Genomic DNA, 22,979 nt, shown 5'->3' with positions numbered 1-22,979 from the left:
ATTCTTCTAGCTATCAAAGTCACTGAGATACTCATAGCGTTCGTATTTTTCAAGGAGTGCTTCGTTTTTCTCATCTAGTTCTTTTTGGAGAGTAGCCAGCTTACCAAAGTCAGAACCATTGGCCTGCATCTCCTCTTCAATAGCAGCGATACGATTTTCCAAGGTTTCAATATCGCCTTCAATGCTTGCCCACTCCTGCTTTTCTTGGTAGGTCATGCGTTTCTTGTCTTCACGGACCTTGACGACTTTCTCCTTTTCAGCCTTTTGTACTTGATTGGCCATCTCTGTTTCAAAGGCTTTTTCATCTAGGTAGTCGGTATAATGACCAAAGAATGGACGAATCTTGCCATCTTCAAAAGCCAGAATCTTGGTCGCTACCTTATCCAAGAAATAGCGGTCGTGACTAACAGTCAAAACTGGACCAGCAAAGCCTTGCAAGAAATTCTCCAAAACTGTCAAGGTCGCAATATCTAGATCATTTGTCGGTTCGTCCAAGAGAAGAACATTTGGTTTTTCCAAGAGCAGTTTGAGGAGATAAAGACGTTTTTTCTCTCCCCCAGACAATTTCTCAATCAAGGTTCCATGCGTCGAACGTGGGAAAAGAAACTGCTCCAGCAGCTCTGCAATAGAAGTCGTAGAACCACCGCTGGTCTTGACCTCTTCTGCCACTTCCTGCAAGTAATTGATCACTCGCTTGCTTTCATCCAAGCCCTCAATTTGCTGAGAGAAATAGGCGATACGAACAGTTTCCCCAATCACAACTTGTCCTGCTGTCGGCTCAAGAATGCCTGCAATCAAGTTAAGGAGAGTTGATTTCCCAACACCGTTGTCCCCAACGATTCCAATACGATCTTTAGCCTGCACCAAGAGATTAAAATCTTGCAAAATTATCTTGTCATCATAAGCAAAGCAAACATCCTGAAACTCGATGACTTTCTTCCCAATCCGACTGGTTTCAAAGTTCATGGTCAAGTCTGTCTCAGCACTACTGCCTGAAACTTCCTTTTTCAAGTCATGGAAACGATTGATACGAGCCTGCTGCTTGGTCGCACGCGCCTGCGGTTGTCTGCGCATCCAGGCCAATTCTTGCTTATAAAGTTGTTCCTTTTTATGAAGTAGAGCCGCGTCGCGCTCATCCTGTTCCGCCTTTAGGCGAACATAGTCCTGGTAATTTCCCTGGTACTCGGTCAAACCTGCGCGATCCAACTCGAAAATACGTGTTGACAAAGCGTCTAGGAAATAACGATCGTGGGTGATAAAAAGGACGGTCTTCTTGGAATTTTTTAAAAAGAGGGTCAGCCACTCAATAGTCGCAATGTCCAGATGGTTGGTCGGCTCATCCAAAAGCAAAAGGTCGTGATTACCAAGTAAGACTTGTGCCAACTGAACCCGTCTTCTCAGACCACCTGACAATTCCCCAACAGGAGTAGATAAGTCCTGAATCCCCAGCTTGCAGAGAACAGTCTTAACCTGACTCTCAATTTCCCAAGCTTGAAGAGAATCCATCTCAGCCATGACCCGTTCCAAACGAGCCTGCTTGTCCTCACTGTAGTTGAGCATAATCAACTCATATTCACGAATGAGCTGGATTTCCTTTAGTTCACTAGATAGAACCGTATCCAAAACTGTCTTTCTATTATCAAAATCAGGATCTTGAGTCAAGTAACCAATTTGGTAATCATTCTTAGCTGAAAAAGGACTAACATCCCCATCAAAGCCAGAAACACCAGAAAGAACATCTAAAAGGGTGGTCTTGCCAGTCCCATTGACACCGATTAGACCAATTCTGTCTAGGTCATGGATGATAAAGGAAATATCCTTAAAAACGGTCTTGTCACCAACGGATTTGCTTAGTTTTTCAACGATAAAATCACTCATTTTTTCTCCCTTAGATAAGCATGGATGGCTTGACGGTCATTTTCCAATTCTCCATCGACAATGGCAAACTCTATCTCTGTTAAAATCTCTCCCAAATCTGGACCTGGTTGATAGCCATATTCCTTGATCAAAATACCACCGTTGATTTGGATTTCTTTCTTGTCATGAATGGTCAGACTCTGGTAGGTTTCTGTGATGACTTGTGGGTTGACTGGTTTTCCCTGAGCCTGACGAAGATTTTCAGCCTGTAAAAGAAAATCCAAGTCAAAGCGATAACAATCGCGCTTGCTCAATTCTCCCTTTTCACGCAAGGCCAAAATAGTCAGTAAATCCTGAACTTGCTTAGCAAACTGACGTGAGGTCTTCCAAGCCTTCAAAAATGGCTGCGCATTTTCAATCTCCAAAGCCCACAGTAGAGCAGCCCAGGCTTGCTCTGAAGATTCAAAGGTGAAATCAGTCTCCAAATCAAACAGTCTGTTAAGTTTGTCTTTGCTAGATGCCATATCAGGGAGATAGTCATAAGCTTGACTCTCAATCATGGAAGCCAAACCCCTTCTCCAAAATGGAGCCAGCAAGAGTTTATCAAACTCAACGAAGGTACGCTCCACAGAAATTTTCTCCAAAAGTGGCGTCAAGGTCTTCATTGCTTTAAACGTTTCTGTCTCAAGTTCAAAACCAAGACTGGCTTGAAAACGGAAACCACGCATAATCCGCAAAGCATCTTCGTTGAAACGCTCACTTGCCACTCCAACTGCTCGTAAGACTTGCTTTTCCAAATCTTCTAAACCATGAAACAAGTCAATGATTTCTCCTGTATCGTCCAAGGCAAAGGCGTTGACTGTGAAATCACGGCGTTTGAGGTCTTCTTCTAGCGAGCGCACAAAAGAGACCGCACTGGGTCTGCGATAGTCCACATAGACATCCTCTGTCCGAAAAGTAGTCACCTCATACTCCTCGTCCCCATCTAAGACCAAGACAGTTCCATGCTCGATTCCGATATCGGCTGTTCGCGGAAAAATCTGCTTGGTTTCTTCTGGATAAGAAGACGTCGCAATATCCACATCATGGATAGGACGATTGAGGAGGGCATCTCGAACAGAACCTCCAACAAAATAGGCCTCAAAACCTGCTTCTTTAATTTTTTCTAATACTGGTAAAGCCTTCTGAAATTCAGAAGGCATTTGCGTTAATCTCATAATAAGTGTTCTAATCCATAGACAAGCTCATGACGCTTGACAACTTCTTTAATTCCCAAATTCACCCCTGTCATGAAGGAGCTGCGATCATAGGAGTCATGACGGAGTGTCAATCCTTCTCCCTGATTGCCAAAGATGACTTCCTGATGGGCTACCAAGCCTGGCAAACGAACTGAGTGGATGCGCATGCCATCAAAGTCAGCACCACGAGCACCTGCAATCAATTCTTCCTCATCTGCTGCACCCTGCTGGATAGACTCTCGAACTTCTGCCATTAACTCAGCTGTTTTAATAGCAGTTCCACTCGGAGCATCCTTTTTCTTGTCATGATGGAGCTCGATAATCTCCACATTTGGGAAATATTTAGCAGCCTGCCTTGCAAATTGCATGAGTAAAACAGCACCCAAGGCAAAGTTAGGAGCGATTAAACCACCCAAATTTTGTTCACGAGAAAATGCTTTCAGCTCTGCAATTTCTTCACTCGTGAAACCAGTTGTTCCAACTACTGGAGCAAAGCCATTTTCAAGAGCAAAGCGTGTATTTTCATAGGCAACAGCTGGTGTAGTAAAGTCTACCCAGACATCTGCTTCAAAACCGACCAAATCAGCCTTATCCTTGAAAACAGGAATACCCTGCCATTCTGATTCAGACTCAAAGGGATCCAAAACTGCTACCAAGTCCAAATCTGAATCAGCCAAGACCATCTGACAAGCAGCTTGTCCCATCTTTCCCTTAAAACCAGCAATAATTACTCGAATACTCATCTCTACTCCTGACTAAGATACAAAGGACGATAGCTGCCCTTGAAAAATAGGGAATGACGCTGACTTTCCATGAAAGGCAAGACAGGCATCTTTTTTCAAGAGGCAGGTAGTCCGTGTTCAATTTCTAAGATACAAAGCCTGTAAGAACACAGAGTGAAAATAGGAGTTCTAATCAAGGAGTGTCTCCTCCTTGGAAGAACTATCTTTTTCACAAAGGGTTCCAGGCGTGTTCAATTATCAAGATACAAAGGGCCTTAGCTGCCCGTGAAAAATAGGGGATGGCGCTGACTTTCCATGAAAGGTAAGACAGGCATCTTTTTTCAAGAGGCAGGTAGTCCGTGTTCAATTGCTATTTCTTAACTAGCCTAGAAGCGCCAACTAAATCACTGGAATATAACCCAGAGCAATGCTTCCTGCTCCTAGGTGTGTCCCAATGACACTACCAAATGTAGCAAGTGAAATATCCGTACCCACTTCAGAATCTAGCAAGTGCTGACGCAATTCCTCAGCCTTTTCAGGAGCATTCCCGTGAATGACAATGATACGATATTGGCCTGAAGCTGTGACTTCCTTGATAATCTCAATTAAGCGCTTGGTTGCTTTCTTTTCAGTACGAACTTTTTCGTAAACTTCAATCACACCTTGGTCATTGAAATAGAGGATTGGCTTAATGCTTAGCAGATTGCCCAAAATCGCAGCTCCATTTGAAAGGCGTCCCCCTTTTACCAAATGATCCAAATCATCGACCATGATGAAAGCAGATGTGTGACTAATTTGAATAGCTAGCTTATCCTGAATAATGGCAAAGTCATCGCCCTGGTCTCGCCAGTTAAAGACACTTTCAACCATGATACCCAGAGGAGCACTTGTAATCAAAGTGTCTGGGAAGGCAATGGTTAAGCCCTCATAATCATCGACCATGTACTGGATATTTTGGTAAAAACCTGAAATTCCAGAAGATAGGAAAAGCCCCAAAGCATGGGTATAGCCTTGTTCTTTGAGCGAAGTTAGAATCTCATCTAACTTGGCAATACTTGGTTGACTGGTCTTAGGCAATTCAGAAGCCTGAGCCATTTTTTGGTAAAATTCCTCAGCAGTCAGATTGATACCCTCAACATACTCCTCACCATCAATATTGACAGGAATATCCAAGACATATAAATCTTCTCTTTGCAAGGTATCTGCACTGAGATAGGCAGAGGAATCTGTGATAACAGCTAATTTCATATTAGAACTCCAAATTGATTCCTGGTAAGTCTAATGCAATTTCAGTTACTTCGTAAGTCAAACGGTTGAGCATGTTCAAACATGGACGAGCCAAGGTTTCCACTTCTTCTTGGTTCAATTCACTTGGTTCGTTAACAATACGACCATCGATATGATTCACCTGTGAAATGGTTCCACTGATGACAAATTTATCAAATACAATCATAAAACTCAAGACAACAATCAAGGAAGTCACTTGATTTTCTTGGTCATGTTGAATTAATTGGAAGTTCACATCCACCTTAGTTTCAGGAGCTCCATTTTCATTTTCCCATTCAAAATTACGCGCATCAAAATGATACTGACTAACAAATTCTTGTTCACGTTTAAGATTCATGTCTTTCTCCCTTGGCTACAATATTATAAGCTATTGTACCATAATTTTTTATTTTCATCTAGTTTTCTAGGATTTAGTCAATCCCGATTTCAGCTCGAACTACGTCTGCGATGGTATCAACATAGTAGTCCACTTCTTCTGTTGTAGGAGCTTCTGCCATAACACGCAAGAGGGGCTCTGTTCCACTTGGACGAACAAGGATACGGCCATTCCCTGCCATTTCAGCTTCCATCTTCTCGATGATAGCCTTAATAGCTGGCACTTCCATAGCCTTTTCCTTCATGGCATTTTCCACTCGGATATTGACTAATTTTTGTGGATAGATGGTTACTTCTGCTGCTAACTCTGACAGGCTCTTACCAGTTTCCTTCATGATTTTTGTCAATTGAACAGCTGATAATTGACCATCACCTGTTGTATTGTAGTCCATCAAGATGACGTGACCAGACTGTTCACCACCGAGGTTGTAGCCTGATTTTCTCATTTCTTCCACAACATAGCGGTCGCCAACTGCAGTGACTGCCTTGTTAATGCCTTCACGGTCCAAGGCCTTGTGGAAACCAAGGTTGGACATAACAGTTGTCACGATTGTATTTTGGGCCAATTGTCCTTTTTCAGAAAGGTATTTCCCTATGATGTACATGATTTTGTCACCATCAACGATCTCACCATTCTCATCAACAGCAATCAAACGGTCACTGTCTCCGTCAAAGGCCAAACCAATCGCTGATCCGCTTTCTTTGACCACTTCTTGAAGGGCTTCTGGGTGGGTTGAACCAACATTAAGATTGATGTTAAGACCGTCTGGTGTTTCCCCGATAACCGTCAATTGAGCGCCAAGATCTGCAAAGATTTGACGGGCACTTGTAGAAGCTGCACCATTGGCCGTATCCAAGGCAACCTTCATTCCTTCAAGAGGAGTTCCAGTTGAAACAAGATATCCTTCATACTTACGCAAGCCTTCTGGATAATCTACCAAGGTTCCCAAGCCTTCAGCACTTGGACGAGGAAGAGTATCTTCCGCAGCATCGAGCAGGGCTTCAATTTCTGCTTCTTTTTCGTCGTCTAGTTTGAAACCATCACCACCAAAGAACTTAATCCCATTATCAAGGGCTGGGTTGTGGCTGGCAGAAATCATGACACCTGCACTTGCTCCTTCAGTTTTAACCAAGTAAGCTACTGCTGGTGTTGCCAAAACGCCTAGTTTGTATACGTGAATCCCTACAGAGAGGAGACCTGCCACCAAGGCAGATTCTAGCATTTCCCCAGAAATACGTGTATCACGTCCTACAAAGACTTTCGGTGCTTCCGTTTCATGTTGGCTAAGAACATAGCCTCCAAAACGTCCTAGTTTAAAGGCCAATTCTGGCGTTAATTCTACGTTAGCTTCTCCACGGACTCCATCAGTCCCAAAATATTTACCCATTTTTATAAAATCCTTTTTCTTTTTTTAATTTGTTTTTGAACTAGTTGCTTTCGTTGACGAAGATGTCTCCGATGAACTGCTTGTAGTTGAATTTGATGTGCTTGCACTTGGTGCTACTGGTTTTGTAGTCACCTTCATTGTTGTATCGAACGGAGTAATAACTGCCGGTAAGACAACACCATTGCGGTCGATTGCCTGCAAAGGTACTGAACCACTGTAATTACCTGTTATACGTTCGCTAGTTGGTAAAAGCGCAATAATACGATCAATTTTAGCTAATGTTTCTTGGTCAGTTGTGACAGAAACTCGTTCGTTTGACACGGTTACACTATCAATTTGTAGCTTGGGATCAATCTGGCTTTGGTCAACTTGTGGCACAACAATCATCCCATCTCGCTTAACCTTCTTCCCAACTTTCACTGTAATCTTTTGAGGCGTTGCCACAGCGGTCAATCCACTTGGAAGATTTTCAATGTTCAAGGGAACTTCAATCGTTCCAACACTGGCATCCGTCAAATCAGCAGTTACCTTAAACTTACGAGTGCTCTCCTGCATTTCGCTGGCCAAGGTCACACGATTAGCTCCGGTTAATATCACTGAAACTTCTGATGCAAATCCACTAATGAAATACTGGTCAGCATCATAGTGAATATCGATAGGAACGTTCGTTATCGTATTGGTGTAGGTTTCTGATTTGACCTGCCTTGCGGTATTGCTATTTTGAAAGTTGGTTGACGTTGCATAGATAAATAAGACACAAGCAAAAAAGAGAGATGAAATGATATATAGACTATTTTTTCTCATATTTCCAACCTCCTAACAAACGGTCCTTGAAACTGACTTTTTCCTCAACAGCTGGCAAAAGAATTGCTCGTAGCTCTGCTTCAAATTCTTCAATCGTCAAGTCGTGCTTGAAAACCCCATTATAGGTAATAGAAATGCCACCTGTTTCCTCTGAGACGATAAAGGTCAAGGCATCTGATACTTCTGATAAACCGATAGCCGCCCGGTGTCTGGTCCCAAATTCCTTGGAAATCCCTGTACTTTCTGTCAAGGGCAGATAGGCAGAGGTTACTGCTATTCGATTTTCTCTGATAATCACAGCACCATCGTGTAGAGGAGTGTTGGGAATAAAAATATTGATGAGGAGTTCTGCCGAAATATTGGCATCCAAAGGAATCCCTGTCGCGATGTATTCTTGTAAGGTCCGAACTCGTTGAATGGCAACCAGAGCACCAATCTTACGGGGACTCATATATTCAACCGACTTGACAAAGGCACAAATCATTTGCTCCTCTGCACTAATTTGAGCAGTAGAAAAGAAATCTGTCGCCCTTCCCAAGCGTTCCAAACCAGTCCGAATCTCTGGAGAGAAGATAACAACCGCAGCAATAACCCCATAGGTGATAATCTGATTAATCAACCAAGAAATCGTTGTTAAACCAAGGATATTGGCCACAACCTGGGCTAATACAAAAATCACGACCCCACGCACCAAAATCATAATCTTGGTGCCAGCTATCGCTTTTGTAAAACGATATAAAATATAGGCCACAATCAAAATATCAAACAGATTGATGGCAATACTCCAAGGACTAGAAAACAAGCTAGTCCAATATTGCAGGTTGGATAATTGTTGAAAGTTCATCTACTGTCTCCTCTCTGTCCAAACACGTTCCTTTCTATTATACCATTTTTCTGGCATTTTTTTCCCTATCCTACTTCATTTTAAATTAGGGAAAAATATGATAAAATAAACTTACTAGAAAAAACAAAGGAGAAACCATGTCTCAACTCTATGATATTACCATTGTAGGTGGTGGTCCCGTCGGGCTTTTTGCAGCCTTCTATGCCCACCTACGCCAAGCCAAGGTCCAAATCATCGACTCTCTTCCCCAACTAGGTGGACAACCTGCTATTCTCTATCCTGAAAAGGAAATCCTAGACGTCCCAGGTTTCCCAAATCTGACTGGAGAAGAGTTGACTAACCGTCTAATCGAGCAATTAAATGGCTTTGATACCCCTATTCATCTCAACGAAACGGTTCTTGAGATTGAAAAACAAGAAGAAGGCTTTGTAATTACAACTTCTAAAGGAAGTCACCTGTCTAAAACTGTTATCATCGCTATGGGTGGCGGTGCCTTCAAACCACGTCCGCTGGAACTAGAAGGCGTTGAGGGCTATGAAAATATCCACTACCACGTTTCCAACATCCAGCAATATGCTGGTAAGAAAGTGACAATTCTTGGCGGGGGAGACTCAGCTGTGGATTGGGCTTTGGCTTTTGAAAAAATTGCGCCAACTACCCTTGTCCACCGCAGAGATAATTTCCGTGCCTTGGAACACAGTGTCCAAGCCTTGCAAGAATCATCTGTGACCATCAAAACACCATTCGTCCCTAGCCAACTCCTTGGAGATGGAAAAACGCTCGATAAACTTGAAATCACAAAAGTTAAATCTGATGAAACAGAAACGATTGACCTAGACCACCTCTTTGTCAACTATGGTTTCAAATCTTCTGTCGGTAACCTTAAAAACTGGGGTCTGGACCTCAACCGTCACAAGATTATCGTCAATAGCAAGCAAGAATCCAGCAAAGCAGGTATCTATGCTATCGGTGACTGTTGCTACTATGACGGAAAAATTGACTTGATTGCGACAGGGCTTGGAGAGGCACCAACCGCTGTTAACAATGCCATCAACTACATTGACCCAGAACAAAAGGTACAACCAAAACACTCAACCAGTTTATAAAAAAGAACCACGAGTCACATAGGATTCGTGGTTTTATAGTTCATCTACGATCTGATTAGCTCATACCTTTCCCCGTCTTTTTCAAAAATAAAAATGCTTATCAAACTGATAGAACATGTGATATAATATTTTACGGCACATCTGCCTTAGAAGGGAGGTGGAGCCTATGGTAGATTACATCTTCACAAATATTATTCTACCCTTGGTGATCGGTATCATCCTGATAGTCATCGAAAAATGGCTAAACAAGAAATAGCGACCAACCCACCTTTCTAGCGTAGACTAGAAAAAGCCCTTGCTTTTGTGGTTATCAGCAGGGGCTTTTTTGTAGTTATGGTAGACTACATCTTCACTTCTCCACTATTATCTCACATCCATCTTCAGTTGTCAAAAGAAATCTCTGACATGCTGAATTATAAATGCGCTATAATATTTACGGCACTTCTACACCGCCTACGAAAGGAGGTGAGATAGCCCATGATGGAATTAATACTCAAAACTATCATCGGACCAATTGTGGCCAGTGTCGTTCTTTGCTTAGTCAATATAGTAGATTGAAATAAGATGTGAATAAATCGATTAGGAAAGTCAAATTACTTTCTATAAATATTTTGGCAGCCATGACAAACTAATGTAGATTCAATCTACTATAAATGGCTAAACAAGTACAAATAGTGTCAAAAAAGACCCCAAGCTTAATGTGGAAGTTAGCTCGGGGTCTTTTCTTAGTCCATGATATAGAACTAGTACTCAATTCCTCTTTATTATCTCACATGCTCTGTTCAATTGTCAAGAAACAGGTTAATATTTTGTAAACTAGCGACATCAGTCTGTTAAAAATGGAATCAACCAATCACACTGATAATTCAAGGGCTTGTTTTATATCTTTATAACTCATCGGCTATCTTATTGATTTTTCTGAGTCTGTGGTTAACACCACTTTTGGTCAGAGGAGTGCTGAGACTATCTGCTAACTGCTGGATAGAGTAATCTGGGTGCTGAATTCGCAACTGCGCTACCTCCTGCAAATCTACTGGTAGATTTTCTAGGCCCATGATATCTTTGATTTTGCTGATATTGTTGATAGTCTTCATGCTGGCAGAAACTGTCCGAGCAATATTCGCCGTTTCAGCATTATTAGCACGATTAAGGTCGTTACGGGTTTCTCGTAAAATCTTAACTCGCTCAAAATCATCACGCGCCTTCATGGCTCCGATGACAATCAAGAAGTCCATAATATCTTCGGCTCGCTGGAGATAGGTCACAGCCCCCTTCTTGCGTTCAAGCACCTTGGCATCCAGTAAAAACTGCTGGAGAAGAGAGGCAATCCCTTGCGCGTGGTCCAGATAAACAGAACTGATTTCCAACTGGTACTTGCCTGACTCAGGGTCACGAATGCTGCCATTTGCCAAGAAAGCGCCACAGAGATAGGCACGGCCTGCTTCCTCGTCTGATAAAATCGCCCCATCAATACCTGTTTCCAGACCAAAGAACGAGTCTGCCAAGTGCAAATCACTCAATAAGTCCTGCACCTTTTCATCTGTAAAAACGGTATAGACCCGATTCTTACGAAGATTGCTCCGTTGGTGGTGTCGGATTTCCGATTTGATTTCGTAGAAATGGAGAAAGGACTCATAGAGGTGCCGAGCCAGTTTGGCATTTTCTGTCACGACAGACAAGGTCAAGCCCGAAGTCGAAAGACCGATGCTACCAGACATCTTGATAATGGCAGATAATTCATGCCGGCTCAGATGGTGCTGACCTAGAATTTCTTCTTTTACTGCTACTGTGAAACTCATTTTCTCACCTTTATAATGCGCATCAACTCATCCACGATCAAATCTCCATCGTGGAAGGCACCCCCATTTTCCAGACGAAGGAAGTTGGATGAAATCACACGCGGAACTTGCTTACAAAGACCAGCAAAATCATGTTCCACCTGGACCAAATATTCATCAAAACGGTTGGAATTCATGTATTCCTGAGGCACTTTTTCGATATTCACCAAGACAGTGTCGATAAAAGGTCTGCCAAGATGACGATGCAAGACTTCCACATGGTCGCTATCTGTAAAGTGTTCCGTCTCCCCACGTTGAGTCATGATATTGCAGACATAGGCGATTTCTGCCTTGGTTTCCAAAAGCGCCTGCCCGATTTCCTTAATCACGATATTGGGCAAAATAGAGGTAAAGAGAGAACCAGGACCTAGGACAATCATGTCACTTTCAAGAATGGTCTGCACTACTCGACGGCTAGCCAGAGGCGTATCATCGTTGAGGGTATTGGTCACATAAACATGATCAATCATGCCTGGATGGTCTGCAATATGACTCTCTCCAGCCACCTCTGTCCCGTCCTGGAAGACTGCATGAAGGGTCAAGGGATGGTCACTGGAAGGATAAATCTTCCCAGTTGTGTGGAAAAATTTGCTTAGCAACTGCATGGCATTATAGGTCGACCCCTGCATTTCTGACAGACCTGCAATAATGAGATTGCCCAATGGATGGCCAGCAAAGGCTCCGGCATCCTCAGAAAAGCGATACTGAAAGACCTTTTCATAAAATTTTGGCATATCCGACATGGCCACAAGGACATTGCGAAGATCCCCTGGCGGTGTCAATTGCTGCATATTTTTTCGGAGTTCACCTGATGAACCGCCATCATCCGCCACCGTTACGATAGCAGCGATTTCCACATCTTTTTCACGCAGACTCTTAAGAATGACAGGGATCCCAGTTCCTCCACCAATCACCGTTATCTTTGGTTTTCTCATGAACGGTTTACCGTTTCCTTTCTTCGGTCTTTGTCGCGATGCCCTTCATTAACAGGCCAATTCTTGGATAAGTCCTGCGCCAAGCGTTTAGCAAAGGCCACACTACGGTGTTGCCCACCCGTACAACCCATGGCAATAGTCAAAACAGACTTACCTTCCTTTTGGTAACTTGGCAAAATCGGCTCAATCAAGGCCAATAAATGTTGATAAAAGTCTTCGGACTCAGGATGGTTCATGACATAGTCGTACACTGGCTCATCCACTCCCGTTTGATTACGCAGTTCTGGTAGATAGTAGGGATTTGGCAAGAATCGAACATCAAAGACTAAATCTGCATCAATCGGGATTCCATATTTAAAGCCAAAAGACATGACTTCGATACGGAAAGACTGGGCTTGCTCTTGATCTGAAAACTGCTCTGCAAGGGTTTTGCGCAGCTCACGTGGAGTGAGTTCAGTCGTATCCACCACATTTTGGCTCATATTTTTCAAAGGCGCCAAGAGCTCACGTTCCAGCTTGATTCCATCCAAAATCCGACCATCTGCAGCTAGTGGGTGACTCCGTCTGGTTTCCTTGTAACGCGCGACCAATTCTTTATCAGCTGCATCCAAAAAGAGAATTTTAAAGTCCAGTTCTTCCTTGTTTTCCAACTCATCCAAAACATCTTGAATCTCTGAGAAGAAAGAACGGCTACGCATATCTACTACCAAGGCCAACTTATGGTCGTCTTCCTTTGTTTCCACCAACTGCAAAAACTTAGGCAAGAGAGCTGGAGGCATATTATCAATAGTAAAATAACCCAAATCTTCGAAGGACTGAATGGCAACTGTTTTCCCTGCACCACTCATTCCTGTCACAATCACCAAGTGAAGTTGTTTCTTTGTCATCTATCTCTCCTTATATCAAAAGAAGTTTGGCAACACCAAACTTCAACTAGCTTATCCAATCTCTGCGATGACTTCGATTTCGACTTTTACATCACGAGGAAGACGAGCTACCTCTACTGCTGAACGAGCTGGAAATTCCTCTTTAAAGGCCGTTTGGTAAACCTCGTTAAAAGGAACAAAGTCGTTCATATCGCTCAAGAAGCAAGTTGTTTTGACAACATGGTCAAAGTCAGTTCCTGCTTCTGCCAAAATAGCACCAATGTTTTTCAAGACTTGTTCTGTCTGTTCTTGAATCGTTTCTCCAACGATTTCCCCAGTTTCAGGAGAGAGAGGAACTTGACCACTAGCAAACAAAAGGTTGCCAACGATTTTTCCTTGAACATAGGGTCCGATAGCCTTTGGGGCCTTATCTGTATGAATTGTTTTTGCCATTTTCTTTTCCTCACAATTTTTCTAAGATTGCATCCCAAGCCTCATCCATCCCTGCCTTGCTGACAGATGAAAAGAGGATGAAGTCGTCACTTGGGTCAAAGTTTAATTTCTTTTTGATTGCTGATTCGTGCTTGTTCCATTTACCACGTGGAATCTTGTCTGCCTTGGTCGCCACAATGATGACTGGAATCTCATAATACTTAAGAAATTCGTACATCTGCACATCATCTGCTGACGGGTCATGACGAAGGTCAACTAGACTGACCACTGCACGGAGATTTTCCCGAGTCGTTAGGTACTCCTCAATCATGCGCCCCCACTTTTCACGTTCCTTTTTAGAAACACGGGCATAGCCATAACCAGGCACATCCACAAAGCGCATCTTATCATCGATATTAAAGAAGTTGAGAAGCTGGGTTTTACCAGGTTTACCTGATGTTCGGGCTAGATTCTTGCGGTTCAGCATGGTATTGATAAAGCTAGATTTACCAACATTTGAACGCCCTGCTAGGGCAATCTCTGGCAGTTCATCCTGAGGATAGTGGGATTTATTAGCCGCACTGAGCAAGATTTCAGCATTGTGTGTATTAAGTTCCATAGTCACCTCTAGGCTGTTTCCAAGATTGGTTTATCCGTTCCATCGACAGCTTCTTTTGTGATGCGAACCAATTTCACATTTTCCTGACTCGGTACTTCAAACATGACGTCTAGCATGGTTTCTTCGATGATCGAGCGAAGACCACGCGCACCAGTTTTGCGTTCGATAGCCTTATTGGCGATTTCTTGAAGGGCTTCGTCGTCAAATTCCAACTCGACATCATCATAAGAAAGCAAGGTTTGGTATTGTTTGACCAAGGCATTTCTTGGCTCTTTCAAGATACGAACCAAGTCATCAACCGTCAATTGCTCAAGAGCAGCAAAAACAGGCAAGCGTCCAATCAACTCAGGGATAATACCAAATTTTTGAATATCTTCTGCGATGATTTCTTGCATGTAAGAGCTGTTTTCGTCAATCGCTTTATTATTTTGACCAAATCCGATGACTTTTTCACCCAGACGTTGTTTGACAATTTCTTCAATGCCATCAAAAGCACCACCCACGATGAAGAGAATATTTTTGGTATCCACTTGAATCATCTCTTGTTGCGGATGTTTGCGTCCACCTTGAGGCGGCACGCTAGCAACAGTTCCTTCGATAATCTTGAGAAGGGCTTGTTGCACGCCTTCACCAGAAACATCACGTGTGATAGACACGTTCTCACTCTTCTTAGCAATCTTGTCAATTTCATCCACATAGATAATGCCACGCTCTGCACGTTCAATGTTAAAGTCAGCAGCCTGCAAGAGTTTGAGAAGAATATTTTCCACGTCCTCACCCACATAACCAGCCTCGGTAAGAGCTGTCGCATCCGCAATCGCAAAAGGCACATTTAAGCTCTTAGCCAAGGTCTGAGCCAGGAAAGTTTTCCCTGAACCAGTTGGGCCAATCATCAAGATGTTTGACTTCTGCAAATCCACATCTTCTGACTCTTCACGCGTATCGTGGAAATTGATACGTTTGTAGTGGTTGTAAACTGCCACTGCCAAGGCACGTTTGGCACGATCTTGACCAATTACATAGTGGTTCAAGATATGGAGGAGTTCGATTGGTTTTGGAACTTCAGACAAGTCTGCCAAGACTTCTTCCGCCAACTCCTCACGAATGATTTCCTGGGCTAACTCCACACATTCATTACAGATAAAGGCGTTGTTACCTGCGATTATCTTTTGTACTTCTTCTTGGCTTTTGCCACAAAATGAGCAATAAACCATCATATCATTATTCCTATTTGTAGGCATGATTTCCTTCCGTTCTATTCTATACTGTCATTCTATCTAAAATAAGGTCATGTAAAAAGCATGGATACTATTGACCAAATTGGTAAAGGCATTTAACCAGAGCAGGACAGAAAGTCCATAGCGCTTTTTACGAAAAGCCTGTGCTCCAGCAAGCAAGCAGACCAAACACAGCATGGCTGTAAAAAAACCAAATATACTACGTTCCATTAGACTTCCTTTCTCTTGCGGTATTGGATGGTAAAATCATAAGGATTCTTCTCATCTTTGGTATAGGATTTGCTTGAAACTGTCTCAAAAAGAGACAAGTCAAACTCTTCAGGGAAATAGGTATCTCCCTCCACCCGAGTATGAATTTGAGTCATAATCACTTCATCAAGGTAGGGTTCAAAAGCCTGAAAAATTTGCTTCCCACCGAGAATATAGAGATTCTTGTCTTGAGCCTGATACCAGTCCAAGACAGACTGGACATCATAAAAAGTAGTAACACCATCTATCTTTTCTTCCGGGTTACGTGTCAAAATCAAGGTCTCCCGTTTTGGAAGCAAGCGACGACCCATCCCATCAAAGGTCACACGCCCCATCAAGATAGCATGATTCAGAGTTGTTTCTTTAAAGTGTTGCAATTCTGCTGGCAAATACCAAGGCAGACGATTGTCCTTACCAATCACACCCTCTTCATCCTGGGCCCAAATAGCTACGATTTTCTTAGTCATGCTTCCATCCTTTTCACTGATAGTACTATTTTATCAAAAAACTCAAAAAAAGACTGGTTTGGAATAGCTTACAGAATAGAAAAAAATCTGTAAGAGGCATCCTACAGATTTTTATATGATTATTCTATTTCTTACAAACCAGGTGCTTGTCCAAGTTCTGCGGCAAGCATCCAGATTGTTTTATCAGTTTCAGTTTTAGCATCTGTAAAGATACCGTTTGTCACATCGTCACCTTCTTCATCAGTAACATCCAAACCTTTTTGGAAGAGTTCTGACAAGTAACGGTAGATAGCAAGGACACGTTCCAAGCTTTCTTCAACATTACGGTATTCACCAGCTTCTTCTTCGATTTCACTGTTTTGAAGGAATTCTGTCAATGTAGAGAATGGGCTACCACCAAGTGTAATCAAGCGTTCGCTGATTTCATCCAATTGACCATCAAGAGCTTCCATATACTCATCCATTTTTGGATGCCATACAAGGAAACCACGACCACGCATGTACCAGTGTACTTGGTGCAAAGCCACATGGGCCACATACAAATCAGCAACAGCTTGGTTCAATACTTCCTTTGTTTTTGCCAATGCTACTGGCGCTGCTTTTGTCAATGATGTTACGTCTTTTACTGCTTCTTTTTTCAATTCTACCATTTTATTTTACCTCATTCATTATTATTTGTAACCACTTCTTAATGATTACTACCTTAGTATACTACTAAGGAAAACCAATAGCAAGCCAAATGACTCACATGAGAAAAGTTGCAATAGACTGATAATTTAAGAATTTTTTAGAATGAAATCCAGTCACTTTCAAACTCTCTTAACAGAGATAAAATAAAGAAAAGAGGCTGGGACAAAAGCCCTAGCCTCTCAATTATCTTTGGATTGTCAAGCAAGACGCAGTAGTTGAGTGGGCTCTACTACGCTGATTTCATCAGCTTTTACAGCCCTACTCAACTGTGCGGAGGTGGTACGACGAAATCAAATTCTAACGAATTACCGATTTCTGTCCCACTCTCTTTCTCAGTTTTACAGCTTAATACCAGACGCTGACATCCACACGTCCTCGAATCCCTTTGAGAAGGTCAGATGAAGTATATTGCCATCCTTTTTCTCCTGAATAATGAGGATTATTCCAATCAAGCGCATCCGTATAGGCTGCAACCCAGTTTACATGTTGTAAAATATTTGGATGATTCAAACGAGTTTGTAAAAGTTGACGATAGCTATAAACTTTCACATTTTGATAACCTGCTTTTTTCATGGTTTCCATATACTTATTGATGATTTTAACCCAAGTGTCTGTATCTGATGGAGCTTTCTTAGATTTATTTTCATATTCCCAGTTTTCAACATCATAGTAAATTGGATAAGACAAGTTCATCTTGTATTTTTTCAAGAGTTCAATAGTCTGTTTGGCATCATTCTCAGCATCTGTTTCATTTTCTGCATAGGTATAAAGATAAACACCATAAGGAATGCCTAGTCGATTAAATTCTTGAATATTATAAGCCAATTCCTTATCTTCTACACCACTATATCCCAAGCGAACAATAACGCCGTCAACCCCATTTTCCTGGATAACCTTTTTCCAATCACTAATGCGGCCATTATGCTCACTGACATCAATCACCTTCTTAGCACGGTCTGTTCCAACTTGTTCTTCACGATGGTTAAAGAAGTAACGGTGTCCGTTTCGATAAACCCAACCAACATTCAAGGCTTTCTTTTCTTTCAGTTCCCCTGAATCAGCAAAAGTATAACGAGTATCGTCCATCACTAACTCACCTGTAGCCATGGCACCACTTCCTGTCAAATAGTAGTTACCCTGCCACTCATCTTTGGCCATGTAACCCCACTTCTTGAAATAATACCACTTGCCATCAATCTTTTGCCACTGTTCATTAGCGTAAGAACCATCTGCCTTAAGATAGAAATAAGAAGAATAAGCTGGATCGTAAAGCCATTCGTTTTGCATCATGGCACCTTGACCATTCAAGAAATAATTTCCTTGCCACTGGCTTTTAGCCATATAGCCCCATTTCTTGAAATAGTACCATTTGCCACTAATTTTCTGCCATTCTTGATTTGCATAAGAACCGTCTGCCTTGAGGTAGAACCAGCTCTTATATTGGTTATCATAAACCCATTCATTTTTAGCCATGTAACCACCCGCTTTGAGGTAATAATTTCCATGCCATTCTTTTTGGGCATAACGACCATCAGACTTTATATAAAACCAACTATTGTAGTTAGTATCGAAAATCCATTCACTCTTAGCTTTGGAACCATCTGCTTTTACATAGAAGTCACCCTCCCAGTGTGCTGATGTTGAATTTGGTTTACTTTCTTCTTTCTGACTACTAGCTCGCGTCTCTTTGACTTCTTCCTTTTTCTCTGGACGCTGACTAGAAGAAGTCTCAACTTTTTTCTCTTCTTCTTTTTGACTTGCAGTTGTTTCTGATTTCTTTTCTTCTACCTTGCTAGAAGAAGCTTGCACACTGCTTTCTTCCGAAGAGGCTTTCACTTCAGCTTCATTTGCAGCCACTTGATTGACTGCCAACCCAAGCAAAAAGGCACCTGCTAATCCAATTTTCCCAATCTTTGTTTTCAATCTTTCCTCCTCTACAAAAAATGGAACAGACATCTGAATGCTGTTCCACCTAGCTTTTGCTACTTACTAATTATTTTACAAAGTCAAGCAATGCCAAGAAGCTTTCAGCTTCAAGTGACGCACCACCAACAAGGGCACCGTCAACGTCTGGGCAAGCCATGTATGAAGCAACGTTTTCAGGTTTAACAGAACCACCGTATTGAACACGAACTTTGTCTGCAACTTCTTGACCGAAGTCAGCAGCTACAACGTCACGAACAACTTTACACATTTTTTGTGCATCGTCTTGTGAAGCTGATTTACCAGTACCGATAGCCCAGATTGGCTCGTAAGCAATAACTGATGCAGCAACTTGTTCAGCAGTCAATCCAGCCAATGCAGCAGATACTTGAGCACCTACAAATTCAGCAGCTTTACCAGCTTCGTAAGTTTCAAGTGACTCACCACAACAGATGATTGGAAGCATACCGTTTGCAAAGATTGCTTTTGCTTTTTTGTTGATATCTTCGTCAGTTTCATGGAAGTAGTCACGGCGTTCTGAGTGACCGATAACAACATAGTCAGTACCGATTTCTTTCAAAACTTGTGGGCTTGTTTCACCAGTGAAGGCACCTGCATTTTCAAAGTAGCAGTTTTGAGCAGCAACTTTAAGGTTTGAACCTTTTGCAGCCGCAAGAACAGTTGTCAAATCAAGAGCTGGAGCTGCGATACCTGCTTCAACAAGATCTGATGAAGGAAGTTTTGATGCAACTGCTTCAACGAATGCTTTAGCTTCTTCTGGATTTTTGTTCATTTTCCAGTTACCAGCGATAAATGGTTTACGTGACATTTCACATACCTCTTTTTTCAATTTATTTTCTATTTATTTTATCACAATTAGACACAGCTTGCAAATCTTACTCGGATTTCAAGCCTGCTTACATGGATTAATCCTTCCAGAGATCCATAGCATTTCTGAAATCTGCAGATACCTGTGTCAACTGAGGATTGTTTGCTTCTCTCTCTGCTCTCTTAGCCTCAATTTGAGCCACGCTTTTGATACCTTCATGGCGCCAGTTTCTCAAAATCGCCTGAATGTACTTCCAGTTTGGTTTGCCATTCAAAACAGCTTCACGAAGAGCTTCTTTAATCAAGTCAGCACTGGTTCCATCTTCTTTTAGTGTCTTGGTCAAATCCTCAATCTCAAAAGGTGTCAACAGGCGTCCCAACTCCTGCTGGAAGGTTTCTACCAAATCCTTGAGCTGGTTTTGAGGTGTCAACTGACCTGAACTCGAAGAACTAGCTCCAAGCAAGTCATCCAATCGTTCCAAGGCTAAACTAGCATCAAAAAGCAATTCAATTTCACCATTCAATTCGATCGTTCGATACTGAAGCAGTCCCCTTTCCGTCAGATTAGAAATGGCCTGGTTGACATCTGAAATTTCCTTGCCAATCCTTTCAGCAATCTGGCTTGGCGACATTTCTTCTAAGCCTGTCGTATTTTGCAAATAGAAAAATTGCCAGACCAGAAAATCATCGCTGGAAGGAAAGAGTTCCTTAAAATGCAAGAGCAGGGCACTCGGCAAAACCAAGTTCCCTGATTTAAAAGCGTCTAAATATGTCATAATTCCTCTTATAAATACCCAAATGCAGAAGCATCATCTTCTATTTTTCTCCAGTCAAAAGGGGTTTCCTGATAGACGGCATAGTTCACCCAGTTACTGAAAAAGAGGGCTGCTGATGAAGACCAACAAAGACAAGGTGTCTGGTTGACATCGTCATCCTTAAAGTAATTTTCTGGAATATGTGGATCTAGACCTGCATCACGATCTCGGAAATATTCATTTGCCAAGGTATCACGATCATATTCCAAATGCCCAAAACTATAAATTTCTCGTAAATCACGACTAGCCAAAATCGAAACTCCAACCTGAGGACCCTCTGATAAAATCTCGAGATTGGTTTTGTTTAAGACCTCTTCCTTAGAAATCTCCGTGTGACGAGAATGAGGGGATACATAGCTATCGTCAAAGCCTCTAAAGAGAAGGTGCCCCTCTTTTAAAGCATCCTGAGGATAGATACCCGATAACTTACTGTCCATCTGGTATTTTTCAACCCCATAACGCAGATAGAGTCCCGCCTGAGCACCCCAACAGATATGAAGGGTCGAATAGACATGGGTCTTGGACCATTCGATTACCTGACTGAATTCCTCCCAATAGTCCACTTCCTCAAATGGTAAATGCTCAACTGGAGCACCCGTGATTATCATCCCATCAAAATACTCGTCCTTAACTTCAGGAAAAGTTTTATAAAAGGTCTCCATGTGCTCTGAACGAGTTGTCTTAGAACGGTGGCTTTCCATATAAAGAAAATCAATATCCAGTTGTAGGGGTGTATTGGCCAAATGGCGTAACAACTGGGTCTCTGTGACCATTTTCTGTGGCATAAGATTTAAAATTAAAATCTTCAAGGGACGGATATCTTGGTGGGCTGCACGTTGATCATCCATGACAAAGATGTTCTCTGTCCGTAAAATCTCAACAGCTGGTAATTTTTTATCAATTCGAATCGGCATAACCCTCTCCTAACTGTATTCTTTCAGGAATCATTGCATATGTTTGAAACTCTTCGAAAATCTCTTCAAACCGCGTCAACGTTGCCTTGCCGTAGATATGTTACTGACTTCGTCAGTTCTATCCACAACCTCAAAACAGTGTTTTGAGCAACCTGCGGCTAGTTTCCTAGTTTGCTCTTTGATTTTCATTGAGTATGAAACTAAATCTCAAACACCTAGTCCTTTTATTATACTGCAAGAAGATATAGTTTTCAATTATAGTTTTTCTCTAACTAGCTATAGTCTATTTTTATATCCTAATGTAGAGAAAACAGCCCTAGGGACTGTTTTTGATTAATAATGCATCAGAACTTTGTAATCGTAGTCACCGATTTTTTCACGGCCGTTCAATTCATCCAATTCAACAAGGAAGGCACAACCTGCTACAACACCACCAAGTTTTTCAATCATCTCGATGGTTGCCTTAACAGTTCCACCTGTTGCCAAGAGGTCATCTACGATAAGAACACGTTGACCTGGCTTAATGGCGTCAGCATGCATAGTCAAGGTATCAACTCCGTACTCTTTTTCATAGTCAGCAGAAATGACTTCACGTGGCAATTTCCCTGGCTTACGAACAGGCGCAAAACCAATTCCCAACTCAAAAGCAACTGGACAGCCCACGATAAAACCACGAGCTTCAGGCCCTACGATCATATCGATTTTCTTGTCAGTAGCATATTGAACGATTTCACGAACAGCGTAGCTATAAGCATTTCCATCAGCCATCAAAGGACTGATATCACGGAAGGTAATTCCTTCCTTTGGATAATTTTCAATTGTTGCAATGTAATCTTTTAAATTCATCTTTTTCTTTCTTTCAAAGTTTTTACTCTCTATTATAGCATATTTTCACCAAAAGAAGAAACTATAACCATTATTTCCTCTCTGAGAGCCTGATTTCTATTACCACTTTGTAACTCTGGTAACAACAGCAAAAAGCTGACGAATCATCGATTCATCAGCTTTAAGGATAATCTGTTCATTCCAAACAAATCATGTCAATTAGAAAGATTAGTCTTCTTTCTTCTTGCGGGCTACAAGACCGAATCCACTCAATACTCCAAGAAGTCCAAGTGCTGCTAGGCTTGCATTGTCTTCTGTACCAGTATTTGGCAATTCGCGTTTACCTTCAGCTTCTTTCACTGCTGTTGGCTGTACTGGAGTTGCTGGTACCTCTGGTTTAGCTGGCTGTTCAGGCATTGCTGGAGTTGCTGGCTCTACCGGTTGCACTGGTTTTTGAGATTGAATCTTACGGTAAACATTGCGAACATTTCCATTTGCATCTGTTTCCGTACGGACTAGTTCATAATTTTCTAATGGTTTACCTGGATGTGAACCATTTTCATCAGGAATAATTAATACTCCGTTTTCATCCACAAATGTAGTGATCACTTTGTATTCAAATGGAGTTGGAGTAGGAGTAGGTGTTGGCGTTGGTGCTACCACTCTTTCGTAGATGTGTTCTGTATCACCATTTGGTAATTTCTTAGTCTCTACGAAGC

At 42.0% G+C, this 22,979-nt stretch carries 25 protein-coding genes; 2 read left to right on the top strand and 23 right to left on the bottom strand.

What is annotated here, in order from left to right; translation table 11 throughout:
- Nucleotides 1-6 precede the first annotated feature (6 nt).
- From ADG81_RS05005 to cdaA, 8 genes are all read right to left on the bottom strand, one after another.
- Complete coding sequence (locus tag ADG81_RS05005; protein ID WP_049551085.1) at nucleotides 7-1,878, bottom strand: ABC-F family ATP-binding cassette domain-containing protein; 1,872 nt, start codon at nucleotides 1,876-1,878, stop codon at nucleotides 7-9.
- Nucleotides 1,875-3,074 carry a CCA tRNA nucleotidyltransferase gene (locus ADG81_RS05000; RefSeq protein ID WP_078228358.1) on the bottom strand — a complete coding sequence of 400 codons (1,200 nt, stop codon included), beginning with the start codon at nucleotides 3,072-3,074 and terminating at the stop codon, nucleotides 1,875-1,877. Before ADG81_RS05000 ends, ADG81_RS05005 begins: the two co-directional genes overlap by 4 nt.
- The gene (dapB, locus tag ADG81_RS04995; RefSeq protein ID WP_033686544.1) at nucleotides 3,071-3,838 is read right to left on the bottom strand and encodes a 4-hydroxy-tetrahydrodipicolinate reductase; all 768 of its coding nucleotides are present in this window, start codon (nucleotides 3,836-3,838) and stop codon (nucleotides 3,071-3,073) included. Before dapB ends, ADG81_RS05000 begins: the two co-directional genes overlap by 4 nt.
- Before the next feature lie 378 nt (nucleotides 3,839-4,216).
- A complete protein-coding gene (locus ADG81_RS04990; RefSeq protein WP_024057227.1) occupies nucleotides 4,217-5,065 on the bottom strand; it encodes a DegV family protein in 849 nt (282 codons plus the stop codon).
- Between the two features lies 1 nt (nucleotide 5,066).
- Nucleotides 5,067-5,441 carry a DUF1149 family protein gene (locus ADG81_RS04985; protein ID WP_001050081.1) on the bottom strand — a complete coding sequence of 125 codons (375 nt, stop codon included), beginning with the start codon at nucleotides 5,439-5,441 and terminating at the stop codon, nucleotides 5,067-5,069.
- Between the two features lie 73 nt (nucleotides 5,442-5,514).
- Entirely contained in the window at nucleotides 5,515-6,867 is a 1,353-nt protein-coding gene (glmM, locus tag ADG81_RS04980) for a phosphoglucosamine mutase (protein WP_024057226.1), read from the bottom strand.
- Between the two features lie 24 nt (nucleotides 6,868-6,891).
- A complete protein-coding gene (locus ADG81_RS04975; RefSeq protein WP_049551084.1) occupies nucleotides 6,892-7,671 on the bottom strand; it encodes a CdaR family protein in 780 nt (259 codons plus the stop codon).
- Entirely contained in the window at nucleotides 7,658-8,515 is an 858-nt protein-coding gene (cdaA, locus tag ADG81_RS04970; RefSeq protein ID WP_049551083.1) for a diadenylate cyclase CdaA, read from the bottom strand. Before cdaA ends, ADG81_RS04975 begins: the two co-directional genes overlap by 14 nt.
- A 137-nt stretch (nucleotides 8,516-8,652) precedes the next feature.
- Between cdaA and ADG81_RS04965 the strand changes: the two genes are divergently transcribed.
- The gene (locus ADG81_RS04965) at nucleotides 8,653-9,621 is read left to right on the top strand and encodes an NAD(P)/FAD-dependent oxidoreductase (protein ID WP_049551082.1); all 969 of its coding nucleotides are present in this window, start codon (nucleotides 8,653-8,655) and stop codon (nucleotides 9,619-9,621) included.
- Nucleotides 9,622-9,787: 166 nt separating this feature from the next.
- Nucleotides 9,788-9,877, top strand: a complete 90-nt coding sequence (locus ADG81_RS09145) for a type I addiction module toxin, Fst family (protein WP_065427686.1) — start codon at nucleotides 9,788-9,790, stop codon at nucleotides 9,875-9,877.
- Nucleotides 9,878-10,508: 631 nt separating this feature from the next.
- Here the strand turns inward: ADG81_RS09145 and whiA are convergent.
- The 15 genes from whiA to ADG81_RS04885 form a co-directional block, all read right to left on the bottom strand.
- Nucleotides 10,509-11,420 (bottom strand): DNA-binding protein WhiA, encoded by a 912-nt coding sequence (gene whiA, locus ADG81_RS04960; RefSeq protein WP_049546606.1) that lies wholly within the window; start codon nucleotides 11,418-11,420, stop codon nucleotides 10,509-10,511.
- Nucleotides 11,417-12,394, bottom strand: a complete 978-nt coding sequence (locus ADG81_RS04955; protein WP_023943688.1) for a YvcK family protein — start codon at nucleotides 12,392-12,394, stop codon at nucleotides 11,417-11,419. The genes whiA and ADG81_RS04955 overlap by 4 nt, the downstream gene beginning before the upstream one ends.
- Complete coding sequence (gene rapZ / locus ADG81_RS04950) at nucleotides 12,391-13,281, bottom strand: RNase adapter RapZ (RefSeq protein WP_033677894.1); 891 nt, start codon at nucleotides 13,279-13,281, stop codon at nucleotides 12,391-12,393. The genes ADG81_RS04955 and rapZ overlap by 4 nt, the downstream gene beginning before the upstream one ends.
- 51 nt (nucleotides 13,282-13,332) lie before the next feature.
- A complete protein-coding gene (locus ADG81_RS04945) occupies nucleotides 13,333-13,713 on the bottom strand; it encodes a RidA family protein (RefSeq protein ID WP_001140420.1) in 381 nt (126 codons plus the stop codon).
- 10 nt (nucleotides 13,714-13,723) lie between these two features.
- Complete coding sequence (gene yihA, locus ADG81_RS04940; protein WP_000422605.1) at nucleotides 13,724-14,311, bottom strand: ribosome biogenesis GTP-binding protein YihA/YsxC; 588 nt, start codon at nucleotides 14,309-14,311, stop codon at nucleotides 13,724-13,726.
- Nucleotides 14,312-14,319: 8 nt separating this feature from the next.
- Entirely contained in the window at nucleotides 14,320-15,552 is a 1,233-nt protein-coding gene (gene clpX, locus ADG81_RS04935; protein WP_012972566.1) for an ATP-dependent Clp protease ATP-binding subunit ClpX, read from the bottom strand.
- Nucleotides 15,553-15,588: 36 nt separating this feature from the next.
- A complete protein-coding gene (locus ADG81_RS09915; protein WP_000442260.1) occupies nucleotides 15,589-15,759 on the bottom strand; it encodes a hypothetical protein in 171 nt (56 codons plus the stop codon).
- Complete coding sequence (locus ADG81_RS04925) at nucleotides 15,759-16,265, bottom strand: dihydrofolate reductase (RefSeq protein WP_049551081.1); 507 nt, start codon at nucleotides 16,263-16,265, stop codon at nucleotides 15,759-15,761. The genes ADG81_RS09915 and ADG81_RS04925 overlap by 1 nt, the downstream gene beginning before the upstream one ends.
- A gap of 131 nt (nucleotides 16,266-16,396) precedes the next feature.
- Nucleotides 16,397-16,915 carry a Dps family protein gene (locus tag ADG81_RS04920; protein WP_000229882.1) on the bottom strand — a complete coding sequence of 173 codons (519 nt, stop codon included), beginning with the start codon at nucleotides 16,913-16,915 and terminating at the stop codon, nucleotides 16,397-16,399.
- 385 nt (nucleotides 16,916-17,300) lie between these two features.
- Nucleotides 17,301-18,911: a choline binding-anchored murein hydrolase LytC gene (gene lytC, locus ADG81_RS04915; RefSeq protein ID WP_080978044.1), complete on the bottom strand. Its 1,611-nt coding sequence runs from the start codon at nucleotides 18,909-18,911 to the stop codon at nucleotides 17,301-17,303.
- A 37-nt stretch (nucleotides 18,912-18,948) separates the two neighbouring features.
- Entirely contained in the window at nucleotides 18,949-19,707 is a 759-nt protein-coding gene (tpiA, locus tag ADG81_RS04910; RefSeq protein WP_000087893.1) for a triose-phosphate isomerase, read from the bottom strand.
- Nucleotides 19,708-19,804: 97 nt separating this feature from the next.
- Nucleotides 19,805-20,482, bottom strand: coding sequence for a DnaD domain-containing protein (locus ADG81_RS04905; protein WP_049551080.1), 678 nt, complete (start codon nucleotides 20,480-20,482; stop codon nucleotides 19,805-19,807).
- Nucleotides 20,483-20,490: 8 nt separating this feature from the next.
- Nucleotides 20,491-21,435, bottom strand: coding sequence for a homoserine O-acetyltransferase MetA (gene metA, locus ADG81_RS04900; RefSeq protein ID WP_033685405.1), 945 nt, complete (start codon nucleotides 21,433-21,435; stop codon nucleotides 20,491-20,493).
- A gap of 333 nt (nucleotides 21,436-21,768) precedes the next feature.
- Nucleotides 21,769-22,281 (bottom strand): adenine phosphoribosyltransferase, encoded by a 513-nt coding sequence (locus ADG81_RS04890; RefSeq protein WP_001049318.1) that lies wholly within the window; start codon nucleotides 22,279-22,281, stop codon nucleotides 21,769-21,771.
- A 207-nt stretch (nucleotides 22,282-22,488) separates the two neighbouring features.
- Nucleotides 22,489-22,979, bottom strand: a 491-nt coding sequence (locus ADG81_RS04885; RefSeq protein ID WP_049551079.1) for an LPXTG cell wall anchor domain-containing protein, incomplete at its 5' end; no start/stop codon positions are given.

Origin of the sequence: Streptococcus pseudopneumoniae (assembly GCF_001070815.1) — a bacterium.
Lineage (GTDB): Bacteria > Bacillota > Bacilli > Lactobacillales > Streptococcaceae > Streptococcus > Streptococcus pseudopneumoniae_P.
This window is presented reverse-complemented; position numbering and strand designations above follow the sequence as displayed.

Excerpts from the sequence above, each read along its gene's own strand:
- ADG81_RS05005 (WP_049551085.1), bottom strand. The coding sequence starts at position 1,878 with ATGAGTGATTTTATCGTTGAAAAACTAAGCAAATCCGTTGGTGACAAG.
- ADG81_RS05000 (WP_078228358.1), bottom strand. The coding sequence starts at position 3,074 with ATGAGATTAACGCAAATGCCTTCTGAATTTCAGAAGGCTTTACCAGTA.
- dapB (WP_033686544.1), bottom strand. The coding sequence starts at position 3,838 with ATGAGTATTCGAGTAATTATTGCTGGTTTTAAGGGAAAGATGGGACAA.
- ADG81_RS04990 (WP_024057227.1), bottom strand. The coding sequence starts at position 5,065 with ATGAAATTAGCTGTTATCACAGATTCCTCTGCCTATCTCAGTGCAGAT.
- ADG81_RS04985 (WP_001050081.1), bottom strand. The coding sequence starts at position 5,441 with ATGAATCTTAAACGTGAACAAGAATTTGTTAGTCAGTATCATTTTGAT.
- glmM (WP_024057226.1), bottom strand. The coding sequence starts at position 6,867 with ATGGGTAAATATTTTGGGACTGATGGAGTCCGTGGAGAAGCTAACGTA.
- ADG81_RS04975 (WP_049551084.1), bottom strand. The coding sequence starts at position 7,671 with ATGAGAAAAAATAGTCTATATATCATTTCATCTCTCTTTTTTGCTTGT.
- cdaA (WP_049551083.1), bottom strand. The coding sequence starts at position 8,515 with ATGAACTTTCAACAATTATCCAACCTGCAATATTGGACTAGCTTGTTT.
- ADG81_RS04965 (WP_049551082.1), top strand. The coding sequence starts at position 8,653 with ATGTCTCAACTCTATGATATTACCATTGTAGGTGGTGGTCCCGTCGGG.
- ADG81_RS09145 (WP_065427686.1), top strand. The coding sequence starts at position 9,788 with ATGGTAGATTACATCTTCACAAATATTATTCTACCCTTGGTGATCGGT.
- whiA (WP_049546606.1), bottom strand. The coding sequence starts at position 11,420 with ATGAGTTTCACAGTAGCAGTAAAAGAAGAAATTCTAGGTCAGCACCAT.
- ADG81_RS04955 (WP_023943688.1), bottom strand. The coding sequence starts at position 12,394 with ATGAGAAAACCAAAGATAACGGTGATTGGTGGAGGAACTGGGATCCCT.
- rapZ (WP_033677894.1), bottom strand. The coding sequence starts at position 13,281 with ATGACAAAGAAACAACTTCACTTGGTGATTGTGACAGGAATGAGTGGT.
- ADG81_RS04945 (WP_001140420.1), bottom strand. The coding sequence starts at position 13,713 with ATGGCAAAAACAATTCATACAGATAAGGCCCCAAAGGCTATCGGACCC.
- yihA (WP_000422605.1), bottom strand. The coding sequence starts at position 14,311 with ATGGAACTTAATACACACAATGCTGAAATCTTGCTCAGTGCGGCTAAT.
- clpX (WP_012972566.1), bottom strand. The coding sequence starts at position 15,552 with ATGCCTACAAATAGGAATAATGATATGATGGTTTATTGCTCATTTTGT.
- ADG81_RS09915 (WP_000442260.1), bottom strand. The coding sequence starts at position 15,759 with ATGGAACGTAGTATATTTGGTTTTTTTACAGCCATGCTGTGTTTGGTC.
- ADG81_RS04925 (WP_049551081.1), bottom strand. The coding sequence starts at position 16,265 with ATGACTAAGAAAATCGTAGCTATTTGGGCCCAGGATGAAGAGGGTGTG.
- ADG81_RS04920 (WP_000229882.1), bottom strand. The coding sequence starts at position 16,915 with ATGGTAGAATTGAAAAAAGAAGCAGTAAAAGACGTAACATCATTGACA.
- lytC (WP_080978044.1), bottom strand. The coding sequence starts at position 18,911 with ATGTCTGTTCCATTTTTTGTAGAGGAGGAAAGATTGAAAACAAAGATT.
- tpiA (WP_000087893.1), bottom strand. The coding sequence starts at position 19,707 with ATGTCACGTAAACCATTTATCGCTGGTAACTGGAAAATGAACAAAAAT.
- ADG81_RS04905 (WP_049551080.1), bottom strand. The coding sequence starts at position 20,482 with ATGACATATTTAGACGCTTTTAAATCAGGGAACTTGGTTTTGCCGAGT.
- metA (WP_033685405.1), bottom strand. The coding sequence starts at position 21,435 with ATGCCGATTCGAATTGATAAAAAATTACCAGCTGTTGAGATTTTACGG.
- ADG81_RS04890 (WP_001049318.1), bottom strand. The coding sequence starts at position 22,281 with ATGAATTTAAAAGATTACATTGCAACAATTGAAAATTATCCAAAGGAA.